The sequence below is a fragment of the Microcystis sp. Msp_OC_L_20101000_S702 genome, from assembly GCF_007095705.1.
GTDB classification, from domain to species: Bacteria; Cyanobacteriota; Cyanobacteriia; order Cyanobacteriales; family Microcystaceae; genus Microcystis; species Microcystis ichthyoblabe_A.
The window spans coordinates 14,125-40,266 of record NZ_SFBO01000024.1 but is presented as its reverse complement, the minus strand read 5'-3'; the positions used below and the strand labels follow the sequence as shown (position 1 = coordinate 40,266).

The following is a 26,142-nucleotide window of genomic DNA, read 5'->3' as shown; positions in this document are numbered from 1 at the left end:
TTTTTCCCTGAAAATTAGGTAATTGACCCCCTCAAAATCGGTAAAACCCTACACCCCACACCCTACCCCCACGAAAAACTTTTTGCCGCAAACCCTAACCAAAAACCGAGTGCCGATCACTAAAAAATGACTTTTGCCTCCGTTATTCGCAACATTGAAAAATCGCCATTAACTGCCGAACTTATCCAAAAACTGGAGAAAAACGGCAATTTAACCCTAACCGGCCTTGCCCGCTTACCGAAAGGATTAATCAGCACAGCTTTCGCCCGTTGTCAAGGAAAAAATCTTTTAATTATCTGTGCCAATCTGGAAGAAGCGGCACGTTGGGCGGCACAATTAGAAGCGATGACGTGGAAAGGTGTTTTCTTTTATCCCACCTCGGAAGCTTGCCCCTACGAGAGATTTAATCGGGAATCCGAGATGATTTGGGGACAGATGCAGGTATTATCGGCCCTTCGACGTAGCTCAGGACAAGCTCTAATCAGTCATCAAGAGGCCGGAATTGCGATCGTTACCACCGAAAAGGCCCTGCAGCCCCATTTACCCCCTAGAGAGGTTTTCGAGCAGTATAGCGATAATTTTGCGGTAGGAAGGGTTATAGAAGCCAAAAACCTCGATCTAACCCTAGCTAGATTAGGATATGAACGGGTTTCACTGGTAGAAACCGAAGGGCAATGGAGTCGTCGCGGCGATATCGTTGATATTTTCCCAGTTTCGGCCGAATTACCGGTCAGGTTAGAATTTTTCGGCGATGAATTGGAAAAATTGCGAGAATTTGACCCTGGCACCCAAAGATCCCTCGATTCTATCCCCAATCTGCTTCTTACTCCCACTAGCTTCGCAGCGATCATTGCCCCTTCTCTTCCCCCCACAGTGGCCGATTATTTGGAGGCTGAAGAGCGAGAAAAATTGGCTAATGGCATTTATCCAGAGGGAATTGAGCGATTTTTAGGCTTGTCCTTCCGTCAACCTGCCTCTTTATTGGATTATCTCCCCGAAAATACTCTTATTGCCTTTGATGAACTGGAAAGCTGTCAAGCTAGAAGCGATCGCTGGATAGAATATATTGGGGAACGCTGGCAAGAGATAGAACCAGCTTTACCGCAAATTCACCGTTCTTTTGGCGAATCTCTGCAAATATCGGTTAAATTTCCCCATCTCTACCTCTCAGAAATAGACGATCACCTCTCCGAAAATAGTCTTAATCTCTCCAGTCGTCCGATTCCCACCAATCCGGGGCAATTCGCCAAACTAGCGGAAATTTTACGGGGAAAAAGAGAGATTTATAGCGGTATTAAAGTAAATAAGTACGCTACATGGTTAATATCTGCCCAACCCTCCCGTACAGTCTCGTTATTACAGGAACACGACTGTCCAGCCCAATTTATCCCCAATCCCCTCGATTTTGGGGCGATCGAGCGCTTAATCATTCAAAACACCGCTACAGCCCTAAAATACTCAGGATTAGCTGAATTAGAAGGTTTTATCCTACCCACCTATCGCATAGTCGTCGTTAGCGATCGAGAGTTCTTCGGGCAACATCTTTTAAATACTGCTGGTTACGTCCGCAAACGTCGGCAAGCAGCCTCGGTACAGGTGGATGTGAATAAACTCCGTCCCCTCGATTTTGTAGTACATAAACACCATGGCATCGGACAGTTTATCAAACTAGAAAAGCAGGAAAGCACAATTAGCGGAGTAGTGCAAGGTCGAGATTATCTAGTTATTAAGTATGCCGATGGATTATTGCGGGTTCCTGCCGATTCTGTTGATAATCTCTCCCGTTATCGTCATACAGGTAATCAAGAGCCAGAATTACATAAAATCTCTGGCAAAGCGTGGGAAGCAACGAAAGCCCGCGTCAGGAAGTCGGTTAAGAAGTTAGCGGTTGATTTAATCAATATTTACGCCCAACGCGCCCAAAAATCGGGTTTTGCCTATCCGATGGATAATCCCTGGCAGCGGGAGTTAGAGGATTCTTTTCCCTACCAACCCACTGCTGATCAACTGAAAGCGATACAGGATGTGAAACGGGATTTAGAAAGCGATCGCCCGATGGATCGCTTAGTCTGTGGGGATGTGGGTTTTGGTAAGACAGAAGTGGCGATTCGTGCTATTTTTAAAGCTGTCACCACGGGTCATAAACAGGTGGCTTTATTAGCACCAACAACGATTTTAACCCAACAACATTATCACACCCTAAAAGAACGTTTTGCTCCCTATCCTATTAATGTGGGTTTATTAAATCGTTTTCGCACCAATTCCGAGAAAAAAGATATCGTCCAGCGCTTGAAAACGGGGGAATTGGATATAGTGGTGGGGACGCAGTTGTTATTAAGTAAAGCGGTGGAGTTTAAAGATTTAGGATTATTGGTGATCGATGAAGAACAGCGTTTTGGTGTCAATCAAAAGGAAAAAATTAAGGCTTTTAAAAGTAATATTGATGTGTTAACCTTGACGGCAACACCGATTCCCCGGACTCTTTATATGTCCCTTTCTGGGGTGCGAGAAATGAGTTTAATTACCACACCTCCCCCCTCTCGTCGTCCCATCCAAACCCACCTTTCTAGTTATAATTCTGATGTGATTAGAACGGCAATTCGCAATGAATTGGATCGGGGGGGACAGATTTTTTATGTAGTACCCAGAATCGAGGGAATTGAAGAAAAAGCGGCAGCAATTCAAGGGATGATTCCGGGTGCTAGAATTTCCATTGGTCACGGTCGTATGGATGAGGCTGAATTAGAGACCACCATGTTAGCATTTAATAATGGGGAAGCGGATATCTTAGTCTGTACGACTATTGTGGAGTCGGGGTTAGATATTCCCAGAGTTAACACAATTATCATTGAAGATGCCCAAAAATTCGGTTTAGCGCAACTCTATCAACTGCGGGGACGGGTGGGGCGATCGGGAGTACAAGCGCACGCTTGGTTACTTTATCCAGCTAAGGGAGAACTAACAGAAACCGCTCGGGAAAGATTAAAGGCAATTCAAGAATTTACCCAGTTAGGATCGGGGTATCAATTAGCGACTAGAGATCTGGAAATTCGCGGCGCTGGTAACTTATTGGGTGCGGAACAATCGGGACAAATGGAAGCGATTGGTTTTGATCTATATATGGAAATGTTACAGGAAGCTTTGCGGGAAATTCAAGGTCAAGAAATTCCTCAAGTGGAGGATACCCAAATCGATCTGAAATTGACGGCATTTATTCCTAATGATTATATATCGGATCCGGAGCAGAAAATGGATGTCTATCGGGCGATCGCTACTGCTAATTCTCAGAAAACTTTAGGACAAATTGCTGCGGATTTAGTGGATAGATACGGGGCAATTCCTTCCCCAGTGGCACAATTATTTAAGGTAATCGAGTTAAAACATCTGGCTAAATCCCTCGGTTTTTCGCGCATTAAACCCGATGGAAAACAGCATATTATCCTCGAAACTCCCATGGAGGAACCAGCGTGGAAATTATTACAAGAACACCTACCCCAACATATACAATCACGCTTTGTTTATAGTCCCAAACAGGTGACAGTCAGGGGTTTAGGAGCGGTAAAACCACCACAGCAGTTAGATAGTTTATTGGAGTGGTTAGCTAAGTGTAAAGATGGTTTACCGAGGGGGAATTAGACTAAATCCTGTTTAAAAAGTATAGGAGAGTGGGTGATGGGGAAAAGATAATCAATAAGAGTAATCTCCTGACTCCTATACTCTAACTGCTATAAAAAGCACCTCATATCTAGGAGGTGCTTTGGGGACGGAGAGAGAGGGATTCGAACCCTCGTTAAAGTTACCCCTAAACAGCATTTCCAGTGCTGCGCCTTCAACCGCTCGGCCATCTCTCCAATTTAGGTCACGATCATCCATCCTACAGCAAATGCTGCCGATCTGTCAAATTATTTTTCTTTTTCCGACGAAATGTACCTTTTGGGCGAACGCAGTTCGCCCCTACATTGTGGACAAAATCCGTTACTGTAGGGGCGCAAAGCTTGCGCCCTCCGATCGATTGGGATATTATTCCCACGCAAGTCCCTAAGCACATCCTAGATATTGATTTAAGATTGCTGCCGTAGCTAGACCAGTTTTTTGCCAACTAAACTCATCGGCCCGTTTTTTGCCTAGATGACTTAATTTTGACTGTAATTGTCGATCTTGAGCGATAATTTTTAGGGCATCGGCTAGGGACTCGACTCGATAGGGATCGATTAAAATTGCCGCTGTTGCCGTGACTTCGGGCAAAGATGACAAATTTGAGGTAATGACGGGTGTACCGCAGGCCATAGCCTCTAAAACGGGCAATCCAAAGCCTTCCCAGAGACTGGGGAAGACTAAAGCAGTGGCTTGACTGATAACTTTGGGTAGGTGATCGTAGGGGATATAGTCGAGAAATTTAATGCGATCGCTGACTGCTAATTCCCGCGCTTGTTGTTGTAAATTGGGGGTATAACGGCGATCAAAGCTGCCGGCAATCCAAAGATGATAATCTGTTAAATCTGGGGGCAGTTGGGCAAAAGCGGCGATTAAACGCGGTAAATTTTTATAGGGATTGGGACGACCGAGATAGAGAAAATAGGGATGTTCTGGCTTATTATCTTCCATAGGACGAAAGTGATGATGATCATAGGCTAGGGGAATTGAAGTAATTTTATCGGCGGGAATTTGATAATATTCAGTGATATCTTTGGCCGTTGCCTGAGAGTTACAGATAATATGTTTTGCCTGTTGTAATACCTGCGGCACATAATAACGGAAATATTGGGTTAAGGGGGAAGTAAAACTGGGAAACCGTAGGGGAATTAAATCGTGGACCATGACGACAAAGCGACAGGGAGAATTTATCGGCGCTTCTGGAAGGGGAGAAAAGAGTAAATTGGCCTTTAATTGTCGGTAAATTGACGGTAACTGCCACTGAGTCCAGAGTAAGCGTTTTAAATGACCTTTCGCTCCTCGATCAGGGCCGAGACCTTTGGGGATAGAATAACAGTTAAAGTCGGGATAACTATTAGCTGTTAGTAGGGTTGGTTCTAAATTTTTCAGGTAGGGTAAGAGGTTAAGAATGTAGGTACTGATTCCCGTGGGTTGGGGAAAAAGTACCGAGAGATTAATTAATAGGTTATGCTTTGTATTCACTAATTACTCTGTTGATATTTGCTGAGGATTTCTGAGATATATTGGTAGCCTTCCAGTCCAATAGATTTAATCAGGGAGGAACGTTCCTGACTGAAAGTCTGTTCAAAAGCTGCGATATTTTTACCGCGAATAACTGTTAATAGACTAGCAGCTTGTCGCCATTCCACTGCACCGATTTCGTGTAGCCAATACATTCCTAGAGAACCCATATAAATTGCCTGTTCAAAATTCTTGTCTTGATAGTAAGCTTCCCCTAAATAAGTTAGTAATAAACCTTGCAGATATACATCTCCGTAGTATTTGGCAGATTCTAATCCTTGTAGGAGAATATTAATCGCCTCTTGGGTTCTTTCAAGGACAAGATATGCTAAACCTAAACTGCTACAACAAAGGGATTTACTCTGCCAATCTTGGAGACTTTCCGCTAACTTTAATCCCTGTTTTAAATACTCGATCGAACTTTGATAAATTTCGGGATCATATCTCTCTAACTGTTGCGCTTCCTGTACCTGACTATAACCCAAATTAGCTAAAGCGTTAGCCTGTCCTAAACTATTACCCTGTTGACGACTTAAAATTAAAGCTCTCTGACTTAAATTAATCGCTTCTGTATAGTTTTTCTGGATAGCATTGAGACGAGATAAATGGTTTAAATTAGCTATTTCACAAGCAGAGTCCTGTTGTTGACGAGCAATTTCTAAAGCTTGTTGATGACATTCTCTGGCCTGTGGATAGTCGCCGCGAATGCGATTAGAATAGGCAATTAAAGTTAAAATTCTCGCCTTTTCTCCCGTACCTTCCACATAACGCAGAGGAATTGATAAATAATCTAATGCCTCCTTGAGATAACTGCCAGAAAAGGAGGCGAAAATTCCTCCGTATAAAGGAAAATAATCCCGTTGAGCAAAGGTTCTCAGAATTTGTAAAGCCATCTGAAAACAGCCGCGACTATAGAGAGAATTTTTACTAACTTGCTCGAAACTATTGGTTAACAGCGACCAAATTAAAGCAAAGGTGAGAAAGGTAGAAATTGATAATTTTGCTCCCAGTTTTTCGCTATAGATACGCTGATCAAAAAAGTTAATTAGTCCCCTCTGGATATATTGAAAAACAATAGCAGTTTCTACCCAATCGGTTAAAGTTAAATCCTGGGTGAGAGAATCAAAAGCTTGTTGATTAGCTAAACTTTCTAAGACTCGTTTTAACCAAGAGGGATTAACTTTACTTGCCCAAATTTGCCAGGGAGTCACTCGCTCATTATCATTAGTAAAACCAAGATGGCGATTTTGTTCGTAGAGCCAACTGGTGAGATCATTCGATAAATTTGACCAAGTATTTAACCCCAGATTAATCCCCGTGGCAATTTGCCATAAATCCGCTTCTCCCCGCTGCTGAGAAACTGCCTGTAAATGCTTGGCTAACTGTTGTAATTGTTCTAGGGTTAAAGCATTACTTTGATTGGGATCAATTAAATTCACTAAAGTTAGTAAACGATCCTCTCGATCGATTTTCACCAGACTATCGATCGCCGCTGCAGTGAGAGAATTTTGCTGATTGGTTTTTTGATATTTTTCCCATTCACTTTCGATCGTTTCCAGGGCCCGCAAAACCCTAGTCGCTTTAATTTTTGTTTCTAACTGTGAGCGAGTAATGATAATTTTTTCAGTTAAACAACGCTCAAAAATTTCTCCTGTGCCATTTTTTACTCCCTCGGACAAAAGGTTATAAACCTGTGATTTAGCTCTAATTTTTCCTTCTAAAGTTAGATTGACAATGCGCTCAATTAGTGCATTATAAGTTTCGTTGAAGTTATCTCTATTTTCTGTCATAAGTGTTTTTTCAGTTATCAGTAAACAGTAATCAGTGAAAAGACAGTAGTAAGCTTCTAAGCTGTACTGAATTTAAACTGCATATTGGAAAATTTAGTACAAATGCTCAAACTTCCTCTCCCTACTCCGGCACTCCAGTACAGTCTTAACGAGTAATTTATATAGTCAGCAGCTTATCAGTTATCAGATGTGAGTTTTCAGTTCACCGACTACTTTTTGGGGTTAATTTTTTTGGGCTTTATTTGACTTGAAAAGGGGGGGTCGCAGGCTGGCACGGATTCCCATTATATAAGAAATTATCTGTCAAGTCGTGGGGTTTTGTCAAGCTTTTTGGAAAAAAAATTAACCGATAGTCTTAACGAGTAATTTAGATAGTCAACAGCTGATTTAATGCTGCACACTTAAAACTTAAAACTTAAAACTTAAATCTGATAACTGATAACTGATAACTGATAACTGATTCAAGACTGACTCCTGTTGACCAAAGTGATTACTGTCACTTCGGGGGGACAAAAAAGACGACCAGGGAAATAGGTTCCTAAGCCTCGATTCACATATAATTGATTGTCCCCGACTCGATGAAATCCCTCGGACCATTGCCAGTATCGGACTACTTTGCTAAACTCCCGATAAAGGGGAACCCATGGACGATAGGGTTCGGGTAGTGATCGCCTAAGTTCCTCTAAAATTATCGGTAGGGAACCGATACCCGGTATAGTCACTTGACCTCCGTGGGTATGACCGGATAACTGCAAATCCACGCGCCAATCCTTTAAAATCATGGCTGTATCGGGATTATGGGAAAGGACGAGTCTGGGTATATCGGGGGAAATTTGCTCGAGGATTTGCGGTAAAAATTCCCCAGACCAATAATCGGCCAATCCGACGATGGGAAAATTTTCGCCGTAGGGTGTGACGATTTCATTCCAGAGTACCCGAATTCCCACGCTAGTTAAGGCTGATCTGACCGTTTCCCTTGCGTTGGGAAGATAACTGTCATGATTTCCTAAACAAGCATAAATACCCCCTTGACTTTTGAGAGCTTTTATGCTATCTGCTAGGGCAAAAATTGGCTGGGGACTATAGGTAATAAAGTCCCCCGTCAGGAAGATGAGATCGGGTTTTTCCTGATTAGTAATGGCGATCGCTTCTTGCAGGACAGCTTCAGGCAAATGCTCTTCATCGCAGTGCAGATCTGACCACTGCACCAACTTGATCCCTTGCAGATGTGCCGGTAGGCCAGCAATTGCGATCGTTAATCTTTCTACCTGTAAGGATTCTAACCAAAAGGGTCGCATCGGTGAGCCGTTGTCGGTGAGTAGTTACCAGTCTATCAATTATTTGCCGATGGGGTTGCTGGGGGACGCTTCCGCAAACATCCCTCTCTTGAGGATTAGCCTGGAAATTTACTGATAATTCTCTCCATAGCGGCCTCGACATTGGCACGACTATTAAAAGCCGATAGCCGGAAATAACCCTCTCCGGCAGCCCCAAAGCCAGATCCGGGAGTCCCCACCACATTACAGGTATGTAGCAGTTTATCGAAGAAATCCCAACTTGATAGACCCTGGGGCGTTTTTACCCAAACGTAGGGCGCATTTACGCCACCATGGACTTCTAAACCGGCGGCGGTTAATTTTTCTCGGATAATTGTTGCATTTTGTAAATAAAACTTGACAAGTTCTTGTACTTGTGCTTGTCCTTCCGAGGAATAAACCGCCTCGGCCCCCCGTTGGACAATGTAGGAAACGCCGTTAAATTTGGTCGATTGCCGACGATTCCACAGTTTCCAGAGTTGCACATCGCTGCCGTCGGCCGCTTTGGCCATCAGACTTTGGGGAACCACGGTTAAAGCGCAACGGGTCCCGGTAAAACCGGCATTTTTAGAAAAAGAGCGAAATTCGATCGCACATTGCCGCGCTCCCTCGATTTCGTAGATGGAATGGGGTAAACTGGCATCGGTGATAAAGGCCTCATAGGCTGCATCAAAAAAGATAATCGATCCGTTGGCCCTAGCATAATTAACCCAAGCTGTCAAGTGTTCTTTGGTAGCTGTGGCCCCGGTGGGATTGTTGGGAAAACAGAGATAGATTAAATCGACTTTTTCCGTCGGAATCTGGGCAGTAAAGTTATTTTCGGCGGTAATTGGCAGATAAATCAAGCCCTCGTATTCGCCGCGTTTGTTGACCTCTCCCGTGTGTCCGGCCATAACGTTAGTATCGACGTAAACGGGATATACTGGGTCGGTCACGGCGATCGAGTTATTATCCCCAAAAATATCGAGAATATTGCCCGTATCGCACTTAGAACCGTCGGAAATAAAGATTTCATCGGCATTTATCTCACAACCGCGAGCCTGAAAATCATGGACGGCGATTTTCTCCCTTAACCAAGCATAACCCTGTTCGGGCCCGTAACCCTTAAAGCTAGAGCGATCGCCCATTTCCTCCACTGCTTTAATCATGGCCTCGCGACAAGCTAGGGGCAAAGGTTCGGTGACATCCCCAATCCCCAGACGGATAATATTAGCATCGGGATTGGCTGCCGCAAAAGCTTGGACTCGTCGGGCAATTTCCGGGAAAAGATAACCCGCTTTTAGTTTTAAGTAATTACTGTTAATGGTTGCCATAATTATCATTCTCGTTTCAGTCGCAACCTTTAATTCTATAATAGTCGGTCATCAGCCGTCAGTTTCGATCGCCCTCCTTGATGGACTAGGATTGGGTGTGGCCTGTTGTCTTTCGATATACAATCAGAGAAAAACCTCTTAATAATTGACATTAGTATGGGTGAATCAAAACGTCGTCAATCGGCCCTGGGTGATAAGTATGGACAGGAAGAAAATATCCTGCCTTGGCTACCAATTACCAAAAGTCAAGCAGCCCAAGCTTACAAGTTAACCACTAGGGGTGCCTGGATTGGTATAGGAGTTTTAGCCGGGGTTTGGGTGGTTATTCGCTTTGTCGGGCCAGCTTTCGGTTGGTGGAATGTCCAATAACTGGTTAGGGACTTGCGCTTTGATGGTGGTAGCTTTTTCTTTTTTTAGCCAATACAGCGCTTCTGTTCCCCCCTGAAAGGTTACGGTTAATTAGGGTTTGCTGAATAAATCTAAAAACCTTGTTGGATAACGCTTTTAGACTTTTTTTCCCTCAAAAAGTGCCGACCTTTGGAGTGATTGGGGGGAAAATTCAGGTACTTTTTTTCTGAAAATTAGGTAATTGACCACGGCTCGACTGAGCTTCGCCGAACGCCCTGAAAATAGGTAAAACCCCACACCCCACACCCCACACCCTACCCCCACGAAAAACTTTTTCAGCAAGCCCTAATTAATTGGGCCGAAAGATTACCTGTGATGATAACATGGGCTTTACTTGTCCCAGCCATTGCCAAGATTTGCCCTTGTATATATTCAGGTTTAATGGGGCTAATTTTCTCTATTTCTAGATAGTCTTTGGGAGTAAAATAAGCGTGACTTTTACTGGCTGTCATGGGGTTTATTTTGCTTATTGTTGGTTTTCTAGCGGACAATTAAGCCAAATAATTGAATCTAAATCAGTCGGATTACCTTCAGTAATTAGCTTTCTTATCAGTTCAATATAATTAAAATTACTCTCGAATAAAACAAAACGTCTATCTAAAGAAGCGGCCGCTAGTCCCACGGTTCCTGAACCAGCAAAGGGATCTAAAACCACATCACCTTTAAAAGAGTAATAATTAATCACTTTTTCTGCCAATTCTACGGGAAAAGCGGCGGGATGTTTTGAGTTAGTGACTGGGTTAATCTTCCAAACATTAGTGCGTTCATAACCATCGGCAATTTTTGAGGCTTTTACTACTTCTTGATCGGGATGATTGCGAATATGCCAATCGATTAGTAAATCTGTGTGTTTACGATAGACTAAAACGTATTCAGTCACTGGCACGGTTTTGTATTGGAGAGGGTTTCGATCGGCGGCAAATCTGCGCCCTCTACCAGTTGCCCACCCTGCTCCCTCTGGTTTTAGCCAAATAATATCATCAATAAAATCGTAACCTTCTTCAATAAAAATTCGATGCAAATCAAAGGGAACAGCAATACGTTTAGAAGCTTGATTACGCGAAGCACGACGCAACAGCACGGGAGAAATATTAATGACAAAAAAACGTCCTTCACTCAAAACTCGATGACATTTTCTGATCACCTGTCGCAGCTTCAATAGATAGCTTTCGTATTCTTCAAATTCCGAATATTCCGGACGAGCATTAAAATAGGGTGGTGAGGTAAAGATTAAATCAACACTTTCTGCTGGCATTTCCTCCAAAAGTTCACTACAATCACCAAATCCGATGGTATTTCTCAGAGAGGAAAGCTTATATTCTTTTTTGGTTTTCTTGCGGGTTTCTAATTTAGATTCATCCTGTTTTAACAGACGAGCGATAATAATTTCAGTCCGGGTTGTCCTATCGGCTAAAATTTCGGTGGTGTAGGCATCGATCACCACTTCCCCAACGGTTTTTTTCTGTTCATTACATAAAGGAACTCGCCAAATATGATATCTGTCATCCACTTCTGGTAAACCTAATTTAATCGCATTAACTAAATTTATTTCTCGCAACCAATTAAGGACAATTTCTTTAGCTTCTGCCACCGTGCGAAGCAGATAACCGCGCTTGTCCGATACCAGTTCTTTTTCCATGTCATTACTCTAGTTCTCTCTAGAATTCTAGCTGATCATTATCCAAAAAACTAGGAGAGTCTCAAGATAGAAATTGGCCACCCTTTAAAAATTCCACATTTCTAAGACTTTTCCCGTAATTGTTTGATTTAACCAGAAAGTATTATGACTGAGGGACTGAAGATTATTTGCCGTTACTTTCCAGCTTGCTTGGGGATGAAAAAGAATTGCTTCCGCGGGATTACCCGGGTTGAGAGATGCCGGTTTTTGTTGTAAACAATGACAGGGATTGAGACTAAGCGCTTGCCATAATTGTAAAGCTGATAATTGTCCGGTTATTACTAATTTTTCCCAGAGTAGCGGTAAAGCTAATTCTAACCCGATCGCGCCGGGGGGTGCTTCTGCAAAAGAGACGGTTTTTTCTTCGTAGGTATAGGGACGATGATCGATCGCGATTGCGTCGATAATTCCCTCTTTAATTGCCGCAATTAACGCCTTGCGATCGCTTTCGTTGCCCAAGGGTGGAGCGAGGTGTAAACTGGGATGGTAGCTGGCGATCGATCCTGTATTTAAGAGGAGATGCAACCACGTCACACTAGCGGTTATCGGCAATCCCCGCATTTTTGCCTCGCGAATTAATTCCACTCCTCGACGGGTAGAAATTCGCATGATGTGAACAGGTGTATTAATTTCGCCGACGATTTCTAAAATTGTGGCTAAAGCAGTGGTTTCAGAAATAGCAGGATCTCCGGGTAAACCGAAGCGAATTGAGGTTTCTCCCTCGCGCATGACTCCATTACCCTTTAATTGCTGATTTACGGGGGAAAGGGCGATATTTTGACCGAAGGGTTTTAGGTATTCCAATAAGTGCCGCAACAGTCCCAAATCTTCTAGACCGCGATTATCGGTAAAACCCACCGCTACAGGCATTAAATCGGCTAATTCGGTCATTTTTTGCCCTTGTCTTCCTAGGGTGAGACTTGCCCAAAAATGCAGACGAGTCGATTTTGAGTCAAAAAACCCTTGACTTTTTTCCTGTAATGTGCTAATGAGTGCGGGGTGATCGAGAGGGGGGAGAGTATTGGGGAGAATTGCCACCCGGGTGCAGCCTCCGGCCGTGGCCGCTTTGAGCAAAGATGCGAGGGTTTCTCGGTCTTCGTGGCCAGGTTCCCCGGAATGACTGTAGAGATCGACTAATCCAGGAGCAAAAATACAGTTTTGACCAGAAATATAGTTACTATTTTCTCTTGGGGGAAGCTGGGATTCGATCGCTTTAATTACCCCCTCCTCAATCCAGACATCGGCAATGCGATCGGTTTGTGTCAGGGGGTCAAGGACTCTAACCTGTTCTATAATTGTCGAGGATTGGCTATTCACGCAGACTAATTAAAACGTCATTTTTTCCTTTGGCAGTATATCACGTTAAGTAAAAAGTAAAAAGCAAAAAAGCTGAGTTGTCGGTTAGGTTGGGGGACGATAAGTTAGAATATTGATCAACTACGGTTTTAATCTTTATTTTAATTGGCTGGCCTACCCTAGGGAGAATTGATAGCCGAATCATGCAACTAGAACTTTTCGATTCTAATAATTTAGAAGAAATTAATCAGGGAACCCCGCGATTAGTTTCTTTTCGAGATTTAGTGCCAGAAATCACCAGCACCAGTTATCTAACCCACAGCATCTATTATTATCCTGCCAAATTTATTCCCCAAGTGGTGAGATTTTGCCTTGATAATTACAGTAAAAAGGATGATTGGATTATCGATCCTTTTGCGGGTTCAGGTACGGTGGGTTTAGAGGCTAAACTTTGTCAAAGAAATGCAGTTTTAACTGACCTGAATTATCTTTTAAACCATATTATCCCGATTAAGATCACGGAACAACAAGAACCATTGAGTTACTCAGAGTTAGATAAAAAAATCTTAGAAGTTTTTGCCAGCAAGGATAAATTTATCCCTCAGTGGTCAAATTTAAACTATTGGTATCCAGAGGATATTTTAGCAGTTTTGCAGAAACTTTGGGCAGGTCAAAAAAATCTAGAACCTGATTTGTATTCCCAGATCATTCAAGCGGTTTTAGTGAAAGTTAGTAAACAGTTTTCCTATGCAGAACATACGAAACCAAAATTATTTCAATCGAAATACAAAAAATCAGATATACAAGAACTATTACAAAGAGATTGGCAAGAGGAATTAAAACGAACGATTAAAGATATGAGTTTTGAAACTTTAACCAGCGTCAATCAATATATTACCGTAACTTGGCATAATTGTAATCAAGTGCTTTTTTATGGGGGAGTAGATAGTGCCACTTTTGAGATCGAGCAAAATCTAGAGTTAGATTGTTTAATTAGTTCACCCCCCTATCTGCAAGCACAGGAATATATCAGAACAGCAAAACTAGATTTATATTGGTTAGGATATACAGAAAAAGAAGTACAAAAAATCTCTAAGCTAGAAATTCCCTACCGACAGGCTACCAGATTAATCGAAACCGAAACCTTAAATCAAGTGAGATCGAGTTTAGAGAAAGAGAATTTACATAAAATACTCGATTCCTATTTTTGTCACACCATCAACGCTTTAGAAAATGCCACCAGAAAATTAAAACAAGCTGGGAAAGCTTGCATTTTTGTGGGTAATCCGAAAGTGGATGGAGTGGAAGTAGAAACTTGGCGAATATTAGGGGAATATTTTCAGGAAAATGGCTTTATTTTTAATACCGTCTTTGAGGATAGAATTAAAACCAGACAATTATTCAAATCTCGCAAGAATAAAAATCCTGATGGCATGAAATCCGAATATTTACTAATCTTAGAGAAAAGGTAGGTCTAGTTTATAGCGTTTCCCATTCACAAAAGGTACATTCTCGATCTTGAAAAGCTTAATCAGCAAAACTTTAAGTGTGCCGTACAGGTACGAGAACCCCTATATTATGTGTAAAAAACTATGTATCTAAGCACAATTAATTACACATCTAAGCCACTACTCCGTCAGACTTCTGTGGTGGTGAGCAAACAGAGAACTGAAAACTCAAATCCGATCCCTAATAGCTTTATCCCGTCTCCCGTCTCCTGTCTCGACTAGGAAATTAATTTTGCACGACTACTTATGTAAACAACAGGCTTCGATCGTTGAGATAGCGATCGCCCTTGAGGTTCGGCGATTGCAGCTTGGGTAAACATTTAGGGACTTGCGCTTTGATAATAGAGTTCTTGCATAATTAATTCTTGAGAGTTCAAAAATGACAAAAATAGACATAAAACTGCATAAAATGCCTAAATGGAGCATTTAATCGATTAATGCTTATTCTTAATTCTCCCGACCACCGGCTCCTAACCCCACCAACAAACTTTTTGCCGCAAACCCTAGCTTAACACCATAGTTCGGGAACCCGTACCGATCGAGCAGTTGTCAGGGGGCCTTCTATTTCGGTAAATTAGCACTCGGAAGGTAAGAGTGCTAATCTGGAAAAGACACTTACCCAAATACAAGAGAAACGGAGGATATTCCATGGCTGCAGTCAGCATCAACGTAACAACTGTTAAACCCCTAGGCGATCGAGTTTTCGTCAAAGTTAGTCCCAGCGAAGAAAAAACCGCCGGTGGTATTTTCCTTCCCGACGCCGCTAAAGAAAAACCCCAAATCGGGGAAGTCGTGGCCGTCGGCCCCGGCAAACGCAACGATGACGGTAGCCGTACCCCTGTAGAAGTAGGTGTGGGTGACAAAGTTCTCTACTCCAAATATGCCGGAACCGATATCAAACTTGGTGGCGAAGAATTCGTTCTCCTCTCCGAAAAAGACATTCTTGCCGCCGTTTCCTAATCATTTACCCTTGAAAACCCCTATTTTGCACGAATAACGATACATTATGGCTAAATCTATTATCTACAACGAAGATGCTCGTCGCGCCTTAGAAAAAGGCATGGATCTTCTGGCCGAAGCGGTAGCCGTCACCCTTGGCCCCAAAGGTCGTAACGTCGTCCTCGAAAAGAAATTTGGCGCACCCCAAATCGTCAATGATGGCATCACCATCGCTAAAGAAATCGAACTGGAAGACCATATCGAGAACACCGGTGTGGCTTTAATTCGCCAAGCCGCCTCAAAAACCAACGATGTAGCGGGTGATGGTACAACTACCGCCACCGTTCTCGCCCATGCTATCGTTAAAGAAGGTTTACGCAACGTCGCCGCCGGTGCTAACCCGATTTCTCTGAAAAAAGGGATCGATAAAGCTGCCGATTTCCTCGTCAGTCAAATCGCCAAACACGCGAAACCCGTAGAAGATTCCAAAGCGATCGCACAAGTGGGTGCTATCTCTGCCGGTAACGATGATGAAGTCGGTCAAATGATCGCCTCGGCCATGGATAAAGTCGGTAAAGAAGGCGTAATTTCCCTAGAAGAAGGGAAATCGATGACCACCGAACTAGAAATCACCGAAGGGATGCGTTTTGACAAAGGTTATATCTCTCCCTACTTTGTCACCGACACCGAACGCATGGAATGCGTTTTTGAGGATCCCGCTATTCTGATTACCGACAAAAAAATCGGTTTAGTACAGGATTTGGTTCCCATTCTCGAACAAGTGGCCCGTCAAGGTAAACCCCTAGTAATTATCGCCGAAGACATCGAAAAAGAAGCTTTGGCAACCCTAGTGGTTAACCGTCTGCGCGGTGTTCTTAACGTCACTGCGGTGAAAGCTCCCGGATTTGGCGATCGCAGAAAAGCGATGTTAGAAGATATCGCCGTCTTAACCGGTGGTCAAGTCATTAGCGAAGATGCGGGTTTAAAACTGGAAACCACCAAAATTGACAGCTTAGGTACGGCCCGTCGTATCACCATGAACAAAGATACCACCACCATCGTCGCCGAAGGCAACGACGTGGCAGTGAAAACCCGTTGTGAGCAAATTCGCCGTCAAATCGAGGAAACCGATTCTTCCTACGATAAAGAAAAACTGCAAGAACGTCTGGCTAAATTAGCCGGGGGTGTGGCAGTGATTAAAGTCGGTGCCGCTACCGAAACGGAAATGAAAGACCGCAAATTGCGCCTAGAAGACGCAATTAACGCCACTAAAGCAGCCGTAGAAGAAGGTATCGTCCCCGGGGGTGGTACTACTTTAGCTCACTTGGCTCCCCAATTGGAAACTTGGGCTAAAGAAACCCTCCAGCATGAAGAATTAACCGGTGCTTTAATCGTTTCTCGCGCCATTGCTGCCCCCTTAAAACGGATCGCTGAAAATGCCGGCCAAAACGGTGCAGTTATTGCCGAACGGGTGAAAGAGAAGCCCTTTAATGTCGGTTATAATGCCGCTACCGGTGAGTTCTCCGATATGTTTGAGGCGGGTATCGTTGACCCCGCTAAAGTGACTCGTTCTGCCCTACAAAATGCCGCTTCTATCGCCGGTATGGTTTTAACTACCGAGTGTATTGTTGTGGATAAACCGGAAAAAGAAAAATCCGCTCCTCCCGCCGGCGGTGGTGACTTCGACTATTAATAATTAGGGTTTGCTGAAAAAGTACGGGCGAAGCATTCGGGCAATAACCTATCGGTGGATGAAGACGCAAGGTTTTGAAGCACGATTCTCTCAAAATCTTGCACCTGTTTCGCGAGAAAAGCCACAAAACCCTTACCTTGCCTACATTTCACCTTTATTCAGCAAGCCCTAATTAGTCTGTTTTTTCTTGACTCGATCGCATTTAAGCGATCGAGTTTTTTTTGATGAAAAAATATCACTTCAGGTTAGGGAAAGTACAATTTTATCCCCGGCGCTTTTTCCTTGCGGTAAAATATTGATAGCTCGATCGGGTATCCCGATTTACAGCCCGCCATGCGGAACAAATCTGGATTGTTAAGTAGGTAGGCGTTAAAAGTTGTCAGATGCCCCCCTTATCAAGGGGGGATTAAGGGGGGATCCCCCCGTCTATCGGCACCCCCCTTATCAAGGGGGGCAGGGGGGATCGAACCTAAAATCCATTTTTAATTTAATTATAACCAGCTACTTAACTTATACCACGATGTCGAAAAAAGCGAAAGGATTCGGTCAGTCGCCAACTCCCACGAGAAAATTTAAGGATTTTCTCCTTGCTTTTGGGGATTTTTGTCGAAAAAATCCCAAATATGAAACGAAGCTACAGCAATTTTTAAAAGCAAATATTAATAAATTAGATGATTTACTTTTAGACGCTTTACCTTTAGTCTTCACAAGCTTAATCGCCGATAAATCAATAGACGAGCGAGAAATAATAGCCAGCCTTTTCGAGAATTTTGCTGTCACCATTTACAAGTTTCCGTTAGGCGATCGAGCAACAAATTTAGAATTAAGTATTACCGCTCATAATCTCAGCCTAAAAATTTATACCCGCGAGAATTCCCCCGAAAATTGGGCGCAAATCCTCAATAACCTTGCCCTCGCTTACAGTAATCGAATTCGGGGCGATCGTGCGGAAAATCTAGAGAAAGCGATCGAACTGTACGGGCAAGCTTTAGAAATTAGAACCCGCGAGAATTTCCCTGAAAATTGGGCAGCAACCCTCAATAACCTCGCTATCGCTTACAGTAATCGAATTCGGGGCGATCGGGCGGAAAATCTAGAGAAAGCGATCGAACTGTACGAGCAAACTTTAGAAGTTAGAACCCGCGAGAATTTCCTCGAAGATTGGGCGACAATCCTCAATAACCTTGCCCTTGCCTACAGTGATCGAATACTGGGCGATCGGTCTGAAAATCTAGAAAGGGCGATCAAACTGTACGAGCAAGCTTTAGAAGTTAGAACCCGCAAGAATTTCCCCGTCGATTGGGCGGCAACCTTCAATAACCTCGCTATCGCTTACAGTAATCGAATACTGGGCGATCGGGCGGAAAATCTAGAGAAAGCGATCGAACTGTACGGGCAAGCTTTAGAAATTAAAACCCGCAAGAATTTCCCCGTCGATTGGGCGGGAACCCTCAATAACCTTGCCAGCGCTTACAGTAATCGAATACTGGGCGATCGGGCGGAAAATCTAGAGAAAGCGATCGAACTGTACGGGCAAGCGTTAGAAGTCTATACCCGCGAGAATTTCCCCGAAAATTGGGCGATAAGTCAGCATAATTTGGCCAATGCCTATCGCGAGAGAGTTTTAGGAGAGCGGAAGGACAATTTAGAACAGGCGATCGATCTCTACAATCAAGCCGCTCAAATCTCTACTCGCGCCGCGTTTCCCGTGCCATGGGCGGGGAATCAAGGGGATTTGGCAGAAGCTTTGATGCAACGGGATAACCCCGGCGATCTCGATACTGCGATCGCTCTACTTCAAGAAGCTCTAGAAGTCTCCCCCGCAGGTTGTCAAGATTTTATTGACTCTCAATACCGATTAGGAATAGCTCTTTCTCAAAGGTACGATCGCGACAAAAATTTCGACGATCTCCGACAGGCTTTAGTAGCTTATAAAACCGCCCTAGATCTGATTAGTCCCGAACATTACGATCGAAAAGATATCTGGAAGGCGCTGCCCACTACCCAAACCATTCTCGGTAGTCGTCTGGTGCGGGATGGCGAATGGCAGCAAGGGTTACAACTATTGTTAAATAGCGTCAATCAACTTAGTACCAGTGACGATCGCCTAGCCCATGCGAACGCGCTCTACCACACCGGCCGCGCCTACGAAGTTCTGTCCGATCGAGAGAAAGCCCGTCTCTACTATCGCGATGCCCTGCGTTGGTACGAATATTTACAGGATTTACCCGGAATCGCTAAAAGTCGCACCGGATTGGGGAATGTCTTCGTATCCCAAGGACATCTAGAGAAAGGAATGGAGGAACTCGATCGAGCGAAGGCAATCTACCAACAACTACCACAGACCGATCCCGATAAAGTGGAGGAGATAGACATTATCTATCAAGCTTCTCGACGGGCGATCGAACGACAAACCAGCGAGGTATATTTATGACAAGTGCCGATGATCTTTTTAAGCAATCCTTTGACAATATCCAACGGTTAGGACTGAAGGAAATCCCCTTTACCGAAAGCCCGATCGATTTAAACAGCGATACCCTCGATCGTGTTTTTACCGGGCGACAAAAAGAATTGGGACGGGTGTTTAATCTGTTCCAAAGTCGCGAGCGTCGTCGGATTCTGGTTTCCGGTCGTTTAGGAATCGGCAAAAGTGCTTTTTTACTGGAAGTATTGTCGGTTATGCGCCGCAATCGTCCGCAAATGTTGACTACCTATATATCTCTACCCGCAGGTTTAGATATCGCCACTACAGCACTGATCGCCCTCGCTAGAGCGATGCCAAATGACGATTGGGCGCAGCGTCAACTCCATCAGATGGGAATTCCCACCGCCAAAGTGTTAAAAGAACGCGGGGCGGAAGTGGGGGCTAATGCAATCCTTACGGGTAAACTTACCGAGAAAGATTTACCGATTACGAAATTTCAATATCCGACTGTGAGCTTCGATACATTGTTAGAGCGGGCGCAAAAAATATATCCGCAGGGGATTCTGATCGCGATCGATGATCTAGATAAACAAAATCCTAGTGTGGTACGGCAAATGATGCACGACGCGCAGGGAATGTTAAAAGGTCGGGCTTGGTTTATGCTGACGGCCCACCCCATCGGGATGACGGGAGATTTATTAACCAGTGAACGCGGTTTATTTGACTTGCATTTGCCACTAGAAGAACTAGATGCCGATACCACATACCAGATGTTAATTAACTATCTCAAAAGTGCCAGAATTAACAACGATTGTACCGATCCGAAAGATGACAGGTGTGTACTTCCCTTTTTACCAGATGCGGCAAGACGTTTTTGCAAGGTTTCTCTCGGCAGACCCCGTTTGTTCAACCGCTTGGGAAATATTGTACTCTCCACCGCGGCCGATCTTCAGGTTAAAACGATCACGATGGAAGTTCTCGAAAAAGGATTAAAAGCAGCCGAACAGGATTTCCGACAACAAGCGGCCTTAAACGCCAAAGAGGAAAGAATTCGTCTGCTTTTGCAACGCAAAGGTAATATCTCCGACGATTCGATCACCATCGATGAGCTTGAAAGTTTAGGTTTTCGGGCATTTAGTGATATTTTGCCCTTTCTAGAAAGATTGGAAGAAGCTGATCTAGCTCAAAGGTTAAATCAAGAGGATGTGACGGTTTTCGAGCCGATCCTTCTCCCTCCGGCGGATTGAAGGGAAAACGAAAATACACCAGCAAAAATCGATCGCCGTTCCCAGAAAAATCCTTTAAGGATTTGGGATTGATCGCACCAGCAGAGTCAGAATACTGGTTAATACTGCCACTACCACGGGAATAATCAACGATTTTGCTCCCTTAAGGTCGGATACATCCTGAATTAAAGCGTCCTGTGTTCCCTCTACTTTTTCCAATCGCCTATCAATAATCTTGAGTTCGGTTTTCACCTCGGCCATATCTACTTTTAGATCGGTGAAATCTTTCTGTAAAGAGTCTAATTTTTCCGTGATATTTGTCAGGATAATTTCTAGGGAATCGGTGACGGGGGATTGACTCATCTGAATTTCGGGGAATATTCGATCGCCTAGTGGTATTGTAGGCTGATAATCGTTATTGGTAATTCTGCGATCTTTCGGGAGTGACGGAATTACAACGATCGCATTGATCAAATATCTTCTTCAGAAAGTCCCGCTTGTTTCAAAAAATGCTTGAGTAATCCGATTTTTAAATCCTGGTTTCCGTGAATCGGCACAGAGATACGGGTGGGATTATCTGGCTGACAGTAAATGTGATGGCTACCTTGAATTCTCAATAATTCCCATCCGTGACGCTCTAAAATTTTGGCGAACTTTTTCCCAGAAATCGATTTCATATCGCTATTTCTAGAATACGAGTTTTCGGATCGGTCGGCAAGGATTCCACATCTATGGATAGACAACCTTCGATCGCCTCGTGTAAATTCTCTAGTAGTTCCTCGAAAGTTTCTGCTTGGGTGGCACAGCCGGGGAGCGCCGGGACTTCCCCCCAGAAGCCACCTTCCTCCGCCTCGTGAACGATAACTTTCATTTTCATTGCTTATCTCCTAGATCGATCAATGGGAGGGATGGATAGATAATTATTACCACTCCTAAAATCTAACATTTCTACGGGGTTGTGTAAATAATCAGTCTTCAATAACTGGATTTAGTCTAAATATTGTAGGCTGTTTTTGTAGGTGATGCAATCCTTACCAACTGACGACATTCTGTTTTAATGGCTTGTTGTAGTTCTTGTGCCTCTGAATCGCTTAAAATGCCTGAAAACTTTGCCAGAGGATGATTGTTGCCTGTTGCCTGAACTCGATGTAAAAAATCTAACACGGTTTCTATTAGATCATCAGGTGCTTGTTCGAGTTCTTGAATTAATTGTTGACGATGGTTCATAGACAGTCTTAACGAGTAATACAGTAAATGTGATGGCTACCTTGAATTTTCAATGAGGTTCTCAAATTTTGGCAAACCTTTTCCCAGAAATTGATTTTAATTGACTCATCTGAATTTTGGGGAACATTCGATCGCCTAGTAATATTGTAGGCTGATAATCGTTGCCGTTTCCTCTCTCTTATAACAAAGAAAAACCCACTGCCCCCAGCGTTGGTGGATATTTCGACTAATAATCAATAGATCAAAGCAAAAGTAACTGAATTTCCTGAGAAAGTGGCTAATACTAAATCGGGCTATTAAAAACTGATTATTTATTCTCCCTATTGCTTTTTGCCTCTTGCCTTTTGCCTAAAACCCATAACTTTTGTACCTCACTAGACTGAAAAACGCTATAGTATAAGCTCTTGTGCAAAAACAAAAGAGTTGAGTGTTTCCGCTCAACTCCTTGGTTATCTATGCTTGATTCTTTGACACTCCCATCGGTAAAACCGAGGGATTCTTGGGCTGAATCTTGCCTCTACTAGCAATGCTAATTTTGGTCTTACATTTTCATGTCTAGTCCGACTACACCTATAAGGCAAGCACTCTTGTGGACTACTCCCCAAGCTTAAATTCGGGTATGCCCTACCCTATTTGATTATTTTATCTCCCACCTATGCCATATTTTTTGTTAGAGGGCAGTGAGGTATTGGGTCAACCTTTTTGAGTTGGTGACACTAGCCTTTTTACAACGGTCAGTTCGCGTGCCACGACTACACATCTGACTTTCCGCTTGCTTTCACTTTAGCACAAATTATCTTAAAACAGCAGAGTTTTAGTTGTGCTTCGCTGTTTCTATACTGGTCGGGGTTTCATCCCGTCGGTAAAACCGAGGGTCTTCACCCCGACATTTAAGATAAAGTGTTATTGTGACTGCCAAAAACCTGCGCTTTTAGTGCATCAATTTCGGCTAATAACTCGCGACGATTTTCATCTTTGAGCAGATAGCGCCAGACAAACCAACCAGTGTAAACGATCCCAACTAATTGTAGGATAGGAGCAAGGAGGGGAATATCATCGATCGCATCTAAAACCGCTAGGGTAACTTTCACGGTGACAAAACTCGCTAAAATTGCCCCCAGAACGATTAAAGGTTTTTTGTATCCAGAGAAGAAACTACCGATATAATCGGGGACATTAGCCAGATAGGACATTACCGAATCCCACACTGGTTCTACATATTCAGACCAAATCTGTTCGGTGCTGCTGCTGCTGGGTTTGCTCAGAGACCCGGGTAAATCTGTTCTAATCGGATTTTGTGTTTCGGTGGGTTGCATTGATTCCATATTAACTGATCCTCATCATAAAGGTTAGACAGTGCGCGAATACGACCAACGGGGGTCAATTTTAACAGACTGAATAGACTAACTCGCTGTTGCCCATATTATCGGATAATTGCGATAGTAGGCGGAAAGTTTCTCAACAACTATTAAGAATCAAGGATTTAGCTTCTCAATTTTATCGTCAGTCTGACCGCAATTCTCTATTTTAACAGCAGGTAGCGATCGGAGTTGAGGAATTAGGGGGATGTCAGTTATCAGTGAACAGTAATCAGTTATCAGTGAGGAAATAGGTAGTAAAAAGCCGGTGGGTTACGGCGAATACTCAATTTTTAGTGAAATTATAACTTATTTTTCGCCTAACCCACCCTACAGATGATTACCTATTCCTGGATAAGTTGCATGGGTGCGGTGCGAGGATCGATGATTTTCTGACCTAAACCCGAAAATTTGACCGCTAGACTCATTTTTTTGCCCGTACCGAGGATATGGGTCACTTCTCCTTCTCCAAAAGTAGAGTGTAACACTCGATCGCCTACCTGCCATTTTCTTTGATCAGAGACAGTTTTTTCCATAGGAACCACTTTTGGGGTCTTTTTCGGTTTCAGGTTGCTTGTGAGCAATTCTGGGGGCAATTCCTGCAAAAATTGGGAAGCTACCTTCATCTCTTTATTCCCCCAGACGTATCTTTCTTTTGCGTAGGTTAAAAATAATTGTTCTTGGGCCCGAGTCACCCCCACATAACACAAACGGCGTTCTTCCTCAAGGGCAATGGGATCGTTTAAACTACGATTATGGGGAAAAATGCCCTGTTCTAAACCGACTAAAAAGACGACAGGAAACTCTAAACCTTTGGCCGAATGAAGGGTCATTAACGAGACTTTTTCTTGACCTTCCTGAAGATTATCTAAATCCGAGGCTAAACTAGCACCAGCGAGAAATTCCTGGAGATTGGTTTCTTCGTTTTCCTCTTGGAATTGTACCACAGCGCTATACAATTCTTGAATATTCTCGATCCGGGTATCAGCTTCCTCGGTTCCCTGCTGTTTTAATTCATCAATATATCCCGAATTTTCCATGATTTGGTCTAGGATTTCACTAGCGGATAAATCGGTGATTTTTTCTTGCAGGTTTTGGATAATTTTAGCTAACTTATTGATGCTTTTAGTCGCACGACCAGCGAGAGTATTAACGGAAGTTTCATCGCTGATAATTTCCCATAAAGGTACTCCTAATTCTTGGGCAGCTTTGAGCAAATTATCGATTGTGGTTTTACCGATACCGCGTCGGGGAGTGTTAATAATTCTCAGTAAACTAACGGTATCAGCAGGATTGGCAATCACTCGTAAATAAGCGATCGCATCTTTAATCTCCTGTCGATCATAAAATTTAAATCCCCCGACAATATTATAGGGAATATTATTGCGAATTAACCCATCTTCAAAGGGACGAGATTGGGCATTAATTCGGTAGAGAATGGCAAAACTACCCCAATTTAATTCGGGATTTTCTTGGGTAAATTCTCGAATTTTATCGATAACAAAAGCCGCTTCTTCCTGTTCATCCCTGGCTTTAAAAACATAGATAATCTCGCCCCCTTCTCTAGTGGGAACAAGGACTTTATCGATTCTTTGACTATTCTTTTCAATTAATTTATTAGCCGCTTGTAGAATATTCTCCCGTGAACGATAGTTTTCCTGTAATTTCACCATCGTGCGAGTATCATCATCGGGTAAACCATCGCCAAAGTCCGCTTGAAAATTGAGCAGAATAGTAAAATCCGCCATCCGAAAACTATAGATAGATTGGTCGGCATCACCCACCACAAAAATCGATCGATCCGTCCAATTCCACTCACTTTTTTTCGTTTCACCATTGGTGGACAAAAGCCTAATTAACTCGTACTGAATCCGGTTAGTATCCTGGTATTCATCGACTAAAATATGCTTAAATTGCGTGTGCCAATAACCGAGAATAGATTCATTTTGCTGAAAAAGACGGACTGGAACCAGTATCAAATCATCAAAATCTAGGGCGTTATTTTGTGCCAATTGCATCTGATAAGCCTGATAAACTTCAGAAATGACCTTTCCCCGAAAATGAGGGTTTTCTCTGGCGTAATCTGTGGGTGTTAAACCTAAATTTTTGGCATTACTAATCGCATAACGTAGATTGCGAGCGTCAAATTTTTTATCGTCTAAATTCATTTGTTTAGTGACGATATTTTTTACCAAACTCTGGGCATCAGATTCGTCCATAATTGAGAAATTCCTTTGCCAACTATGACCATATTCATCCTGATATTTATTAATGTCATAGCGCAAAATTCGACCGCAAAGACTGTGAAAAGTTCCAATCCAGAGTTTTTTAGTATAATTCCGATAAACTTGAGAAAAGAGTTTTTTCTGTTCGTATTCTTCCAAAAGTTCTAATCTTTGACCGTATTTTTCCTGTGCTTTTTGTTGAGCAAAAGTTTTTTCAATTCTCGTTTTCATTTCCCGGGCCGCCTTATTGGTAAAAGTGACCGCGAGAATATTTTCCGGATCGACCCCGTGATGACGGATCAAATGGGCGATACGATAGGTTAAAGCGCTAGTTTTTCCCGATCCTGCTCCAGCAACCACCAACAAGGGGCCGCAAAAATGCTCCACAGCAATGCGCTGAGAAGGATTGAGTTGTTCTAAATAATCGGCTGTGACTGTCATAATCTTGGCATATAGCTCTGCGACCTCTATTACTCAGGCTACATCATCGAGACAGGTATCGCTCATTAGTCAACCCCTTCGAGAGATAAAAATTTTTTGGGCCAGTTTGTTTCAAGTCGTTCAA

At 43.2% G+C, this 26,142-nt stretch carries 20 protein-coding genes and 1 tRNA gene; 7 read left to right on the top strand and 14 right to left on the bottom strand.

The genetic code is table 11. The annotated features are described in order from the left end of the window. Positions 1 to 126: 126 nt before the first annotated feature. Complete coding sequence (gene mfd / locus EWV60_RS02775; RefSeq protein ID WP_287230769.1) at positions 127 to 3,636, top strand: transcription-repair coupling factor; 3,510 nt, start codon at positions 127 to 129, stop codon at positions 3,634 to 3,636. A gap of 128 nt (positions 3,637 to 3,764) precedes the next feature. On the opposite strand, the gene EWV60_RS02770 is transcribed toward mfd, so the two are convergent. The 5 genes from EWV60_RS02770 to EWV60_RS02750 all read right to left on the bottom strand — a co-directional run bounded on the left by EWV60_RS02770 (position 3,765) and on the right by EWV60_RS02750 (position 9,594). Then, a tRNA-Ser gene (locus EWV60_RS02770) sits at positions 3,765 to 3,851 on the bottom strand. 187 nt (positions 3,852 to 4,038) lie between these two features. Then, complete coding sequence (locus EWV60_RS02765) at positions 4,039 to 5,136, bottom strand: glycosyltransferase family 4 protein (protein ID WP_287230766.1); 1,098 nt, start codon at positions 5,134 to 5,136, stop codon at positions 4,039 to 4,041. After that, on the bottom strand, positions 5,136 to 6,965 hold the full coding sequence (locus EWV60_RS02760; RefSeq protein ID WP_287230765.1) for a tetratricopeptide repeat protein: 1,830 nt from the start codon (positions 6,963 to 6,965) through the stop codon (positions 5,136 to 5,138). Before EWV60_RS02760 ends, EWV60_RS02765 begins: the two co-directional genes overlap by 1 nt. Positions 6,966 to 7,426: 461 nt before the next feature. Further along, positions 7,427 to 8,263, bottom strand: coding sequence for a metallophosphoesterase (locus EWV60_RS02755; RefSeq protein WP_004160005.1), 837 nt, complete (start codon positions 8,261 to 8,263; stop codon positions 7,427 to 7,429). Positions 8,264 to 8,358: 95 nt separating this feature from the next. After that, positions 8,359 to 9,594 carry an LL-diaminopimelate aminotransferase gene (locus EWV60_RS02750; RefSeq protein ID WP_287230761.1) on the bottom strand — a complete coding sequence of 412 codons (1,236 nt, stop codon included), beginning with the start codon at positions 9,592 to 9,594 and terminating at the stop codon, positions 8,359 to 8,361. 156 nt (positions 9,595 to 9,750) lie between these two features. Between EWV60_RS02750 and EWV60_RS02745 the strand changes: the two genes are divergently transcribed. Next, positions 9,751 to 9,963 (top strand): DUF2839 domain-containing protein, encoded by a 213-nt coding sequence (locus tag EWV60_RS02745; RefSeq protein ID WP_002737353.1) that lies wholly within the window; start codon positions 9,751 to 9,753, stop codon positions 9,961 to 9,963. 314 nt (positions 9,964 to 10,277) lie between these two features. Here EWV60_RS02745 and EWV60_RS02735 read toward each other — a convergent pair whose 3' ends face one another. From EWV60_RS02735 to EWV60_RS02725, 3 genes are all read right to left on the bottom strand, one after another. After that, a complete protein-coding gene (locus EWV60_RS02735) occupies positions 10,278 to 10,454 on the bottom strand; it encodes a PDDEXK family nuclease (RefSeq protein WP_004160009.1) in 177 nt (58 codons plus the stop codon). A gap of 14 nt (positions 10,455 to 10,468) precedes the next feature. Continuing rightward, positions 10,469 to 11,641: a DNA-methyltransferase gene (locus tag EWV60_RS02730; protein ID WP_287230756.1), complete on the bottom strand. Its 1,173-nt coding sequence runs from the start codon at positions 11,639 to 11,641 to the stop codon at positions 10,469 to 10,471. An 84-nt stretch (positions 11,642 to 11,725) separates the two neighbouring features. Then, positions 11,726 to 12,997 (bottom strand): dihydroorotase, encoded by a 1,272-nt coding sequence (locus EWV60_RS02725; protein WP_287230754.1) that lies wholly within the window; start codon positions 12,995 to 12,997, stop codon positions 11,726 to 11,728. 182 nt (positions 12,998 to 13,179) lie between these two features. Here EWV60_RS02725 and EWV60_RS02720 point away from each other — a divergent pair, with 182 nt between their 5' ends. The 5 genes from EWV60_RS02720 to EWV60_RS02700 all read left to right on the top strand — a co-directional run bounded on the left by EWV60_RS02720 (position 13,180) and on the right by EWV60_RS02700 (position 20,788). Further along, the gene (locus tag EWV60_RS02720; protein WP_287230751.1) at positions 13,180 to 14,448 is read left to right on the top strand and encodes a DNA methyltransferase; all 1,269 of its coding nucleotides are present in this window, start codon (positions 13,180 to 13,182) and stop codon (positions 14,446 to 14,448) included. A gap of 684 nt (positions 14,449 to 15,132) precedes the next feature. Next, the gene (groES, locus tag EWV60_RS02715; protein ID WP_002737272.1) at positions 15,133 to 15,444 is read left to right on the top strand and encodes a co-chaperone GroES; all 312 of its coding nucleotides are present in this window, start codon (positions 15,133 to 15,135) and stop codon (positions 15,442 to 15,444) included. Positions 15,445 to 15,490: 46 nt separating this feature from the next. Then, complete coding sequence (gene groL, locus EWV60_RS02710; RefSeq protein WP_002755764.1) at positions 15,491 to 17,116, top strand: chaperonin GroEL; 1,626 nt, start codon at positions 15,491 to 15,493, stop codon at positions 17,114 to 17,116. 520 nt (positions 17,117 to 17,636) lie between these two features. After that, entirely contained in the window at positions 17,637 to 19,550 is a 1,914-nt protein-coding gene (locus EWV60_RS02705) for a tetratricopeptide repeat protein (RefSeq protein WP_287230748.1), read from the top strand. Beyond that, complete coding sequence (locus EWV60_RS02700; protein ID WP_123231150.1) at positions 19,547 to 20,788, top strand: P-loop NTPase fold protein; 1,242 nt, start codon at positions 19,547 to 19,549, stop codon at positions 20,786 to 20,788. The genes EWV60_RS02705 and EWV60_RS02700 overlap by 4 nt, the downstream gene beginning before the upstream one ends. A 54-nt stretch (positions 20,789 to 20,842) precedes the next feature. Here EWV60_RS02700 and EWV60_RS02695 read toward each other — a convergent pair whose 3' ends face one another. The 6 genes from EWV60_RS02695 to pcrA form a co-directional block, all read right to left on the bottom strand. After that, the gene (locus tag EWV60_RS02695) at positions 20,843 to 21,130 is read right to left on the bottom strand and encodes a shikimate dehydrogenase (protein ID WP_079210089.1); all 288 of its coding nucleotides are present in this window, start codon (positions 21,128 to 21,130) and stop codon (positions 20,843 to 20,845) included. Between the two features lie 107 nt (positions 21,131 to 21,237). Beyond that, on the bottom strand, positions 21,238 to 21,444 hold the full coding sequence (locus EWV60_RS02690) for a type II toxin-antitoxin system HicA family toxin (RefSeq protein WP_002737289.1): 207 nt from the start codon (positions 21,442 to 21,444) through the stop codon (positions 21,238 to 21,240). After that, complete coding sequence (locus EWV60_RS02685; RefSeq protein WP_002737783.1) at positions 21,441 to 21,644, bottom strand: type II toxin-antitoxin system HicB family antitoxin; 204 nt, start codon at positions 21,642 to 21,644, stop codon at positions 21,441 to 21,443. The genes EWV60_RS02690 and EWV60_RS02685 overlap by 4 nt, the downstream gene beginning before the upstream one ends. 116 nt (positions 21,645 to 21,760) lie before the next feature. Further along, entirely contained in the window at positions 21,761 to 21,994 is a 234-nt protein-coding gene (locus EWV60_RS02680) for a hypothetical protein (protein ID WP_002737131.1), read from the bottom strand. An 890-nt stretch (positions 21,995 to 22,884) separates the two neighbouring features. Then, positions 22,885 to 23,319 carry a CAAD domain-containing protein gene (locus EWV60_RS02675; RefSeq protein ID WP_024969366.1) on the bottom strand — a complete coding sequence of 145 codons (435 nt, stop codon included), beginning with the start codon at positions 23,317 to 23,319 and terminating at the stop codon, positions 22,885 to 22,887. Between the two features lie 377 nt (positions 23,320 to 23,696). After that, positions 23,697 to 26,018 carry a DNA helicase PcrA gene (gene pcrA, locus EWV60_RS02670; RefSeq protein ID WP_002755756.1) on the bottom strand — a complete coding sequence of 774 codons (2,322 nt, stop codon included), beginning with the start codon at positions 26,016 to 26,018 and terminating at the stop codon, positions 23,697 to 23,699. Positions 26,019 to 26,142 lie beyond the last annotated feature (124 nt).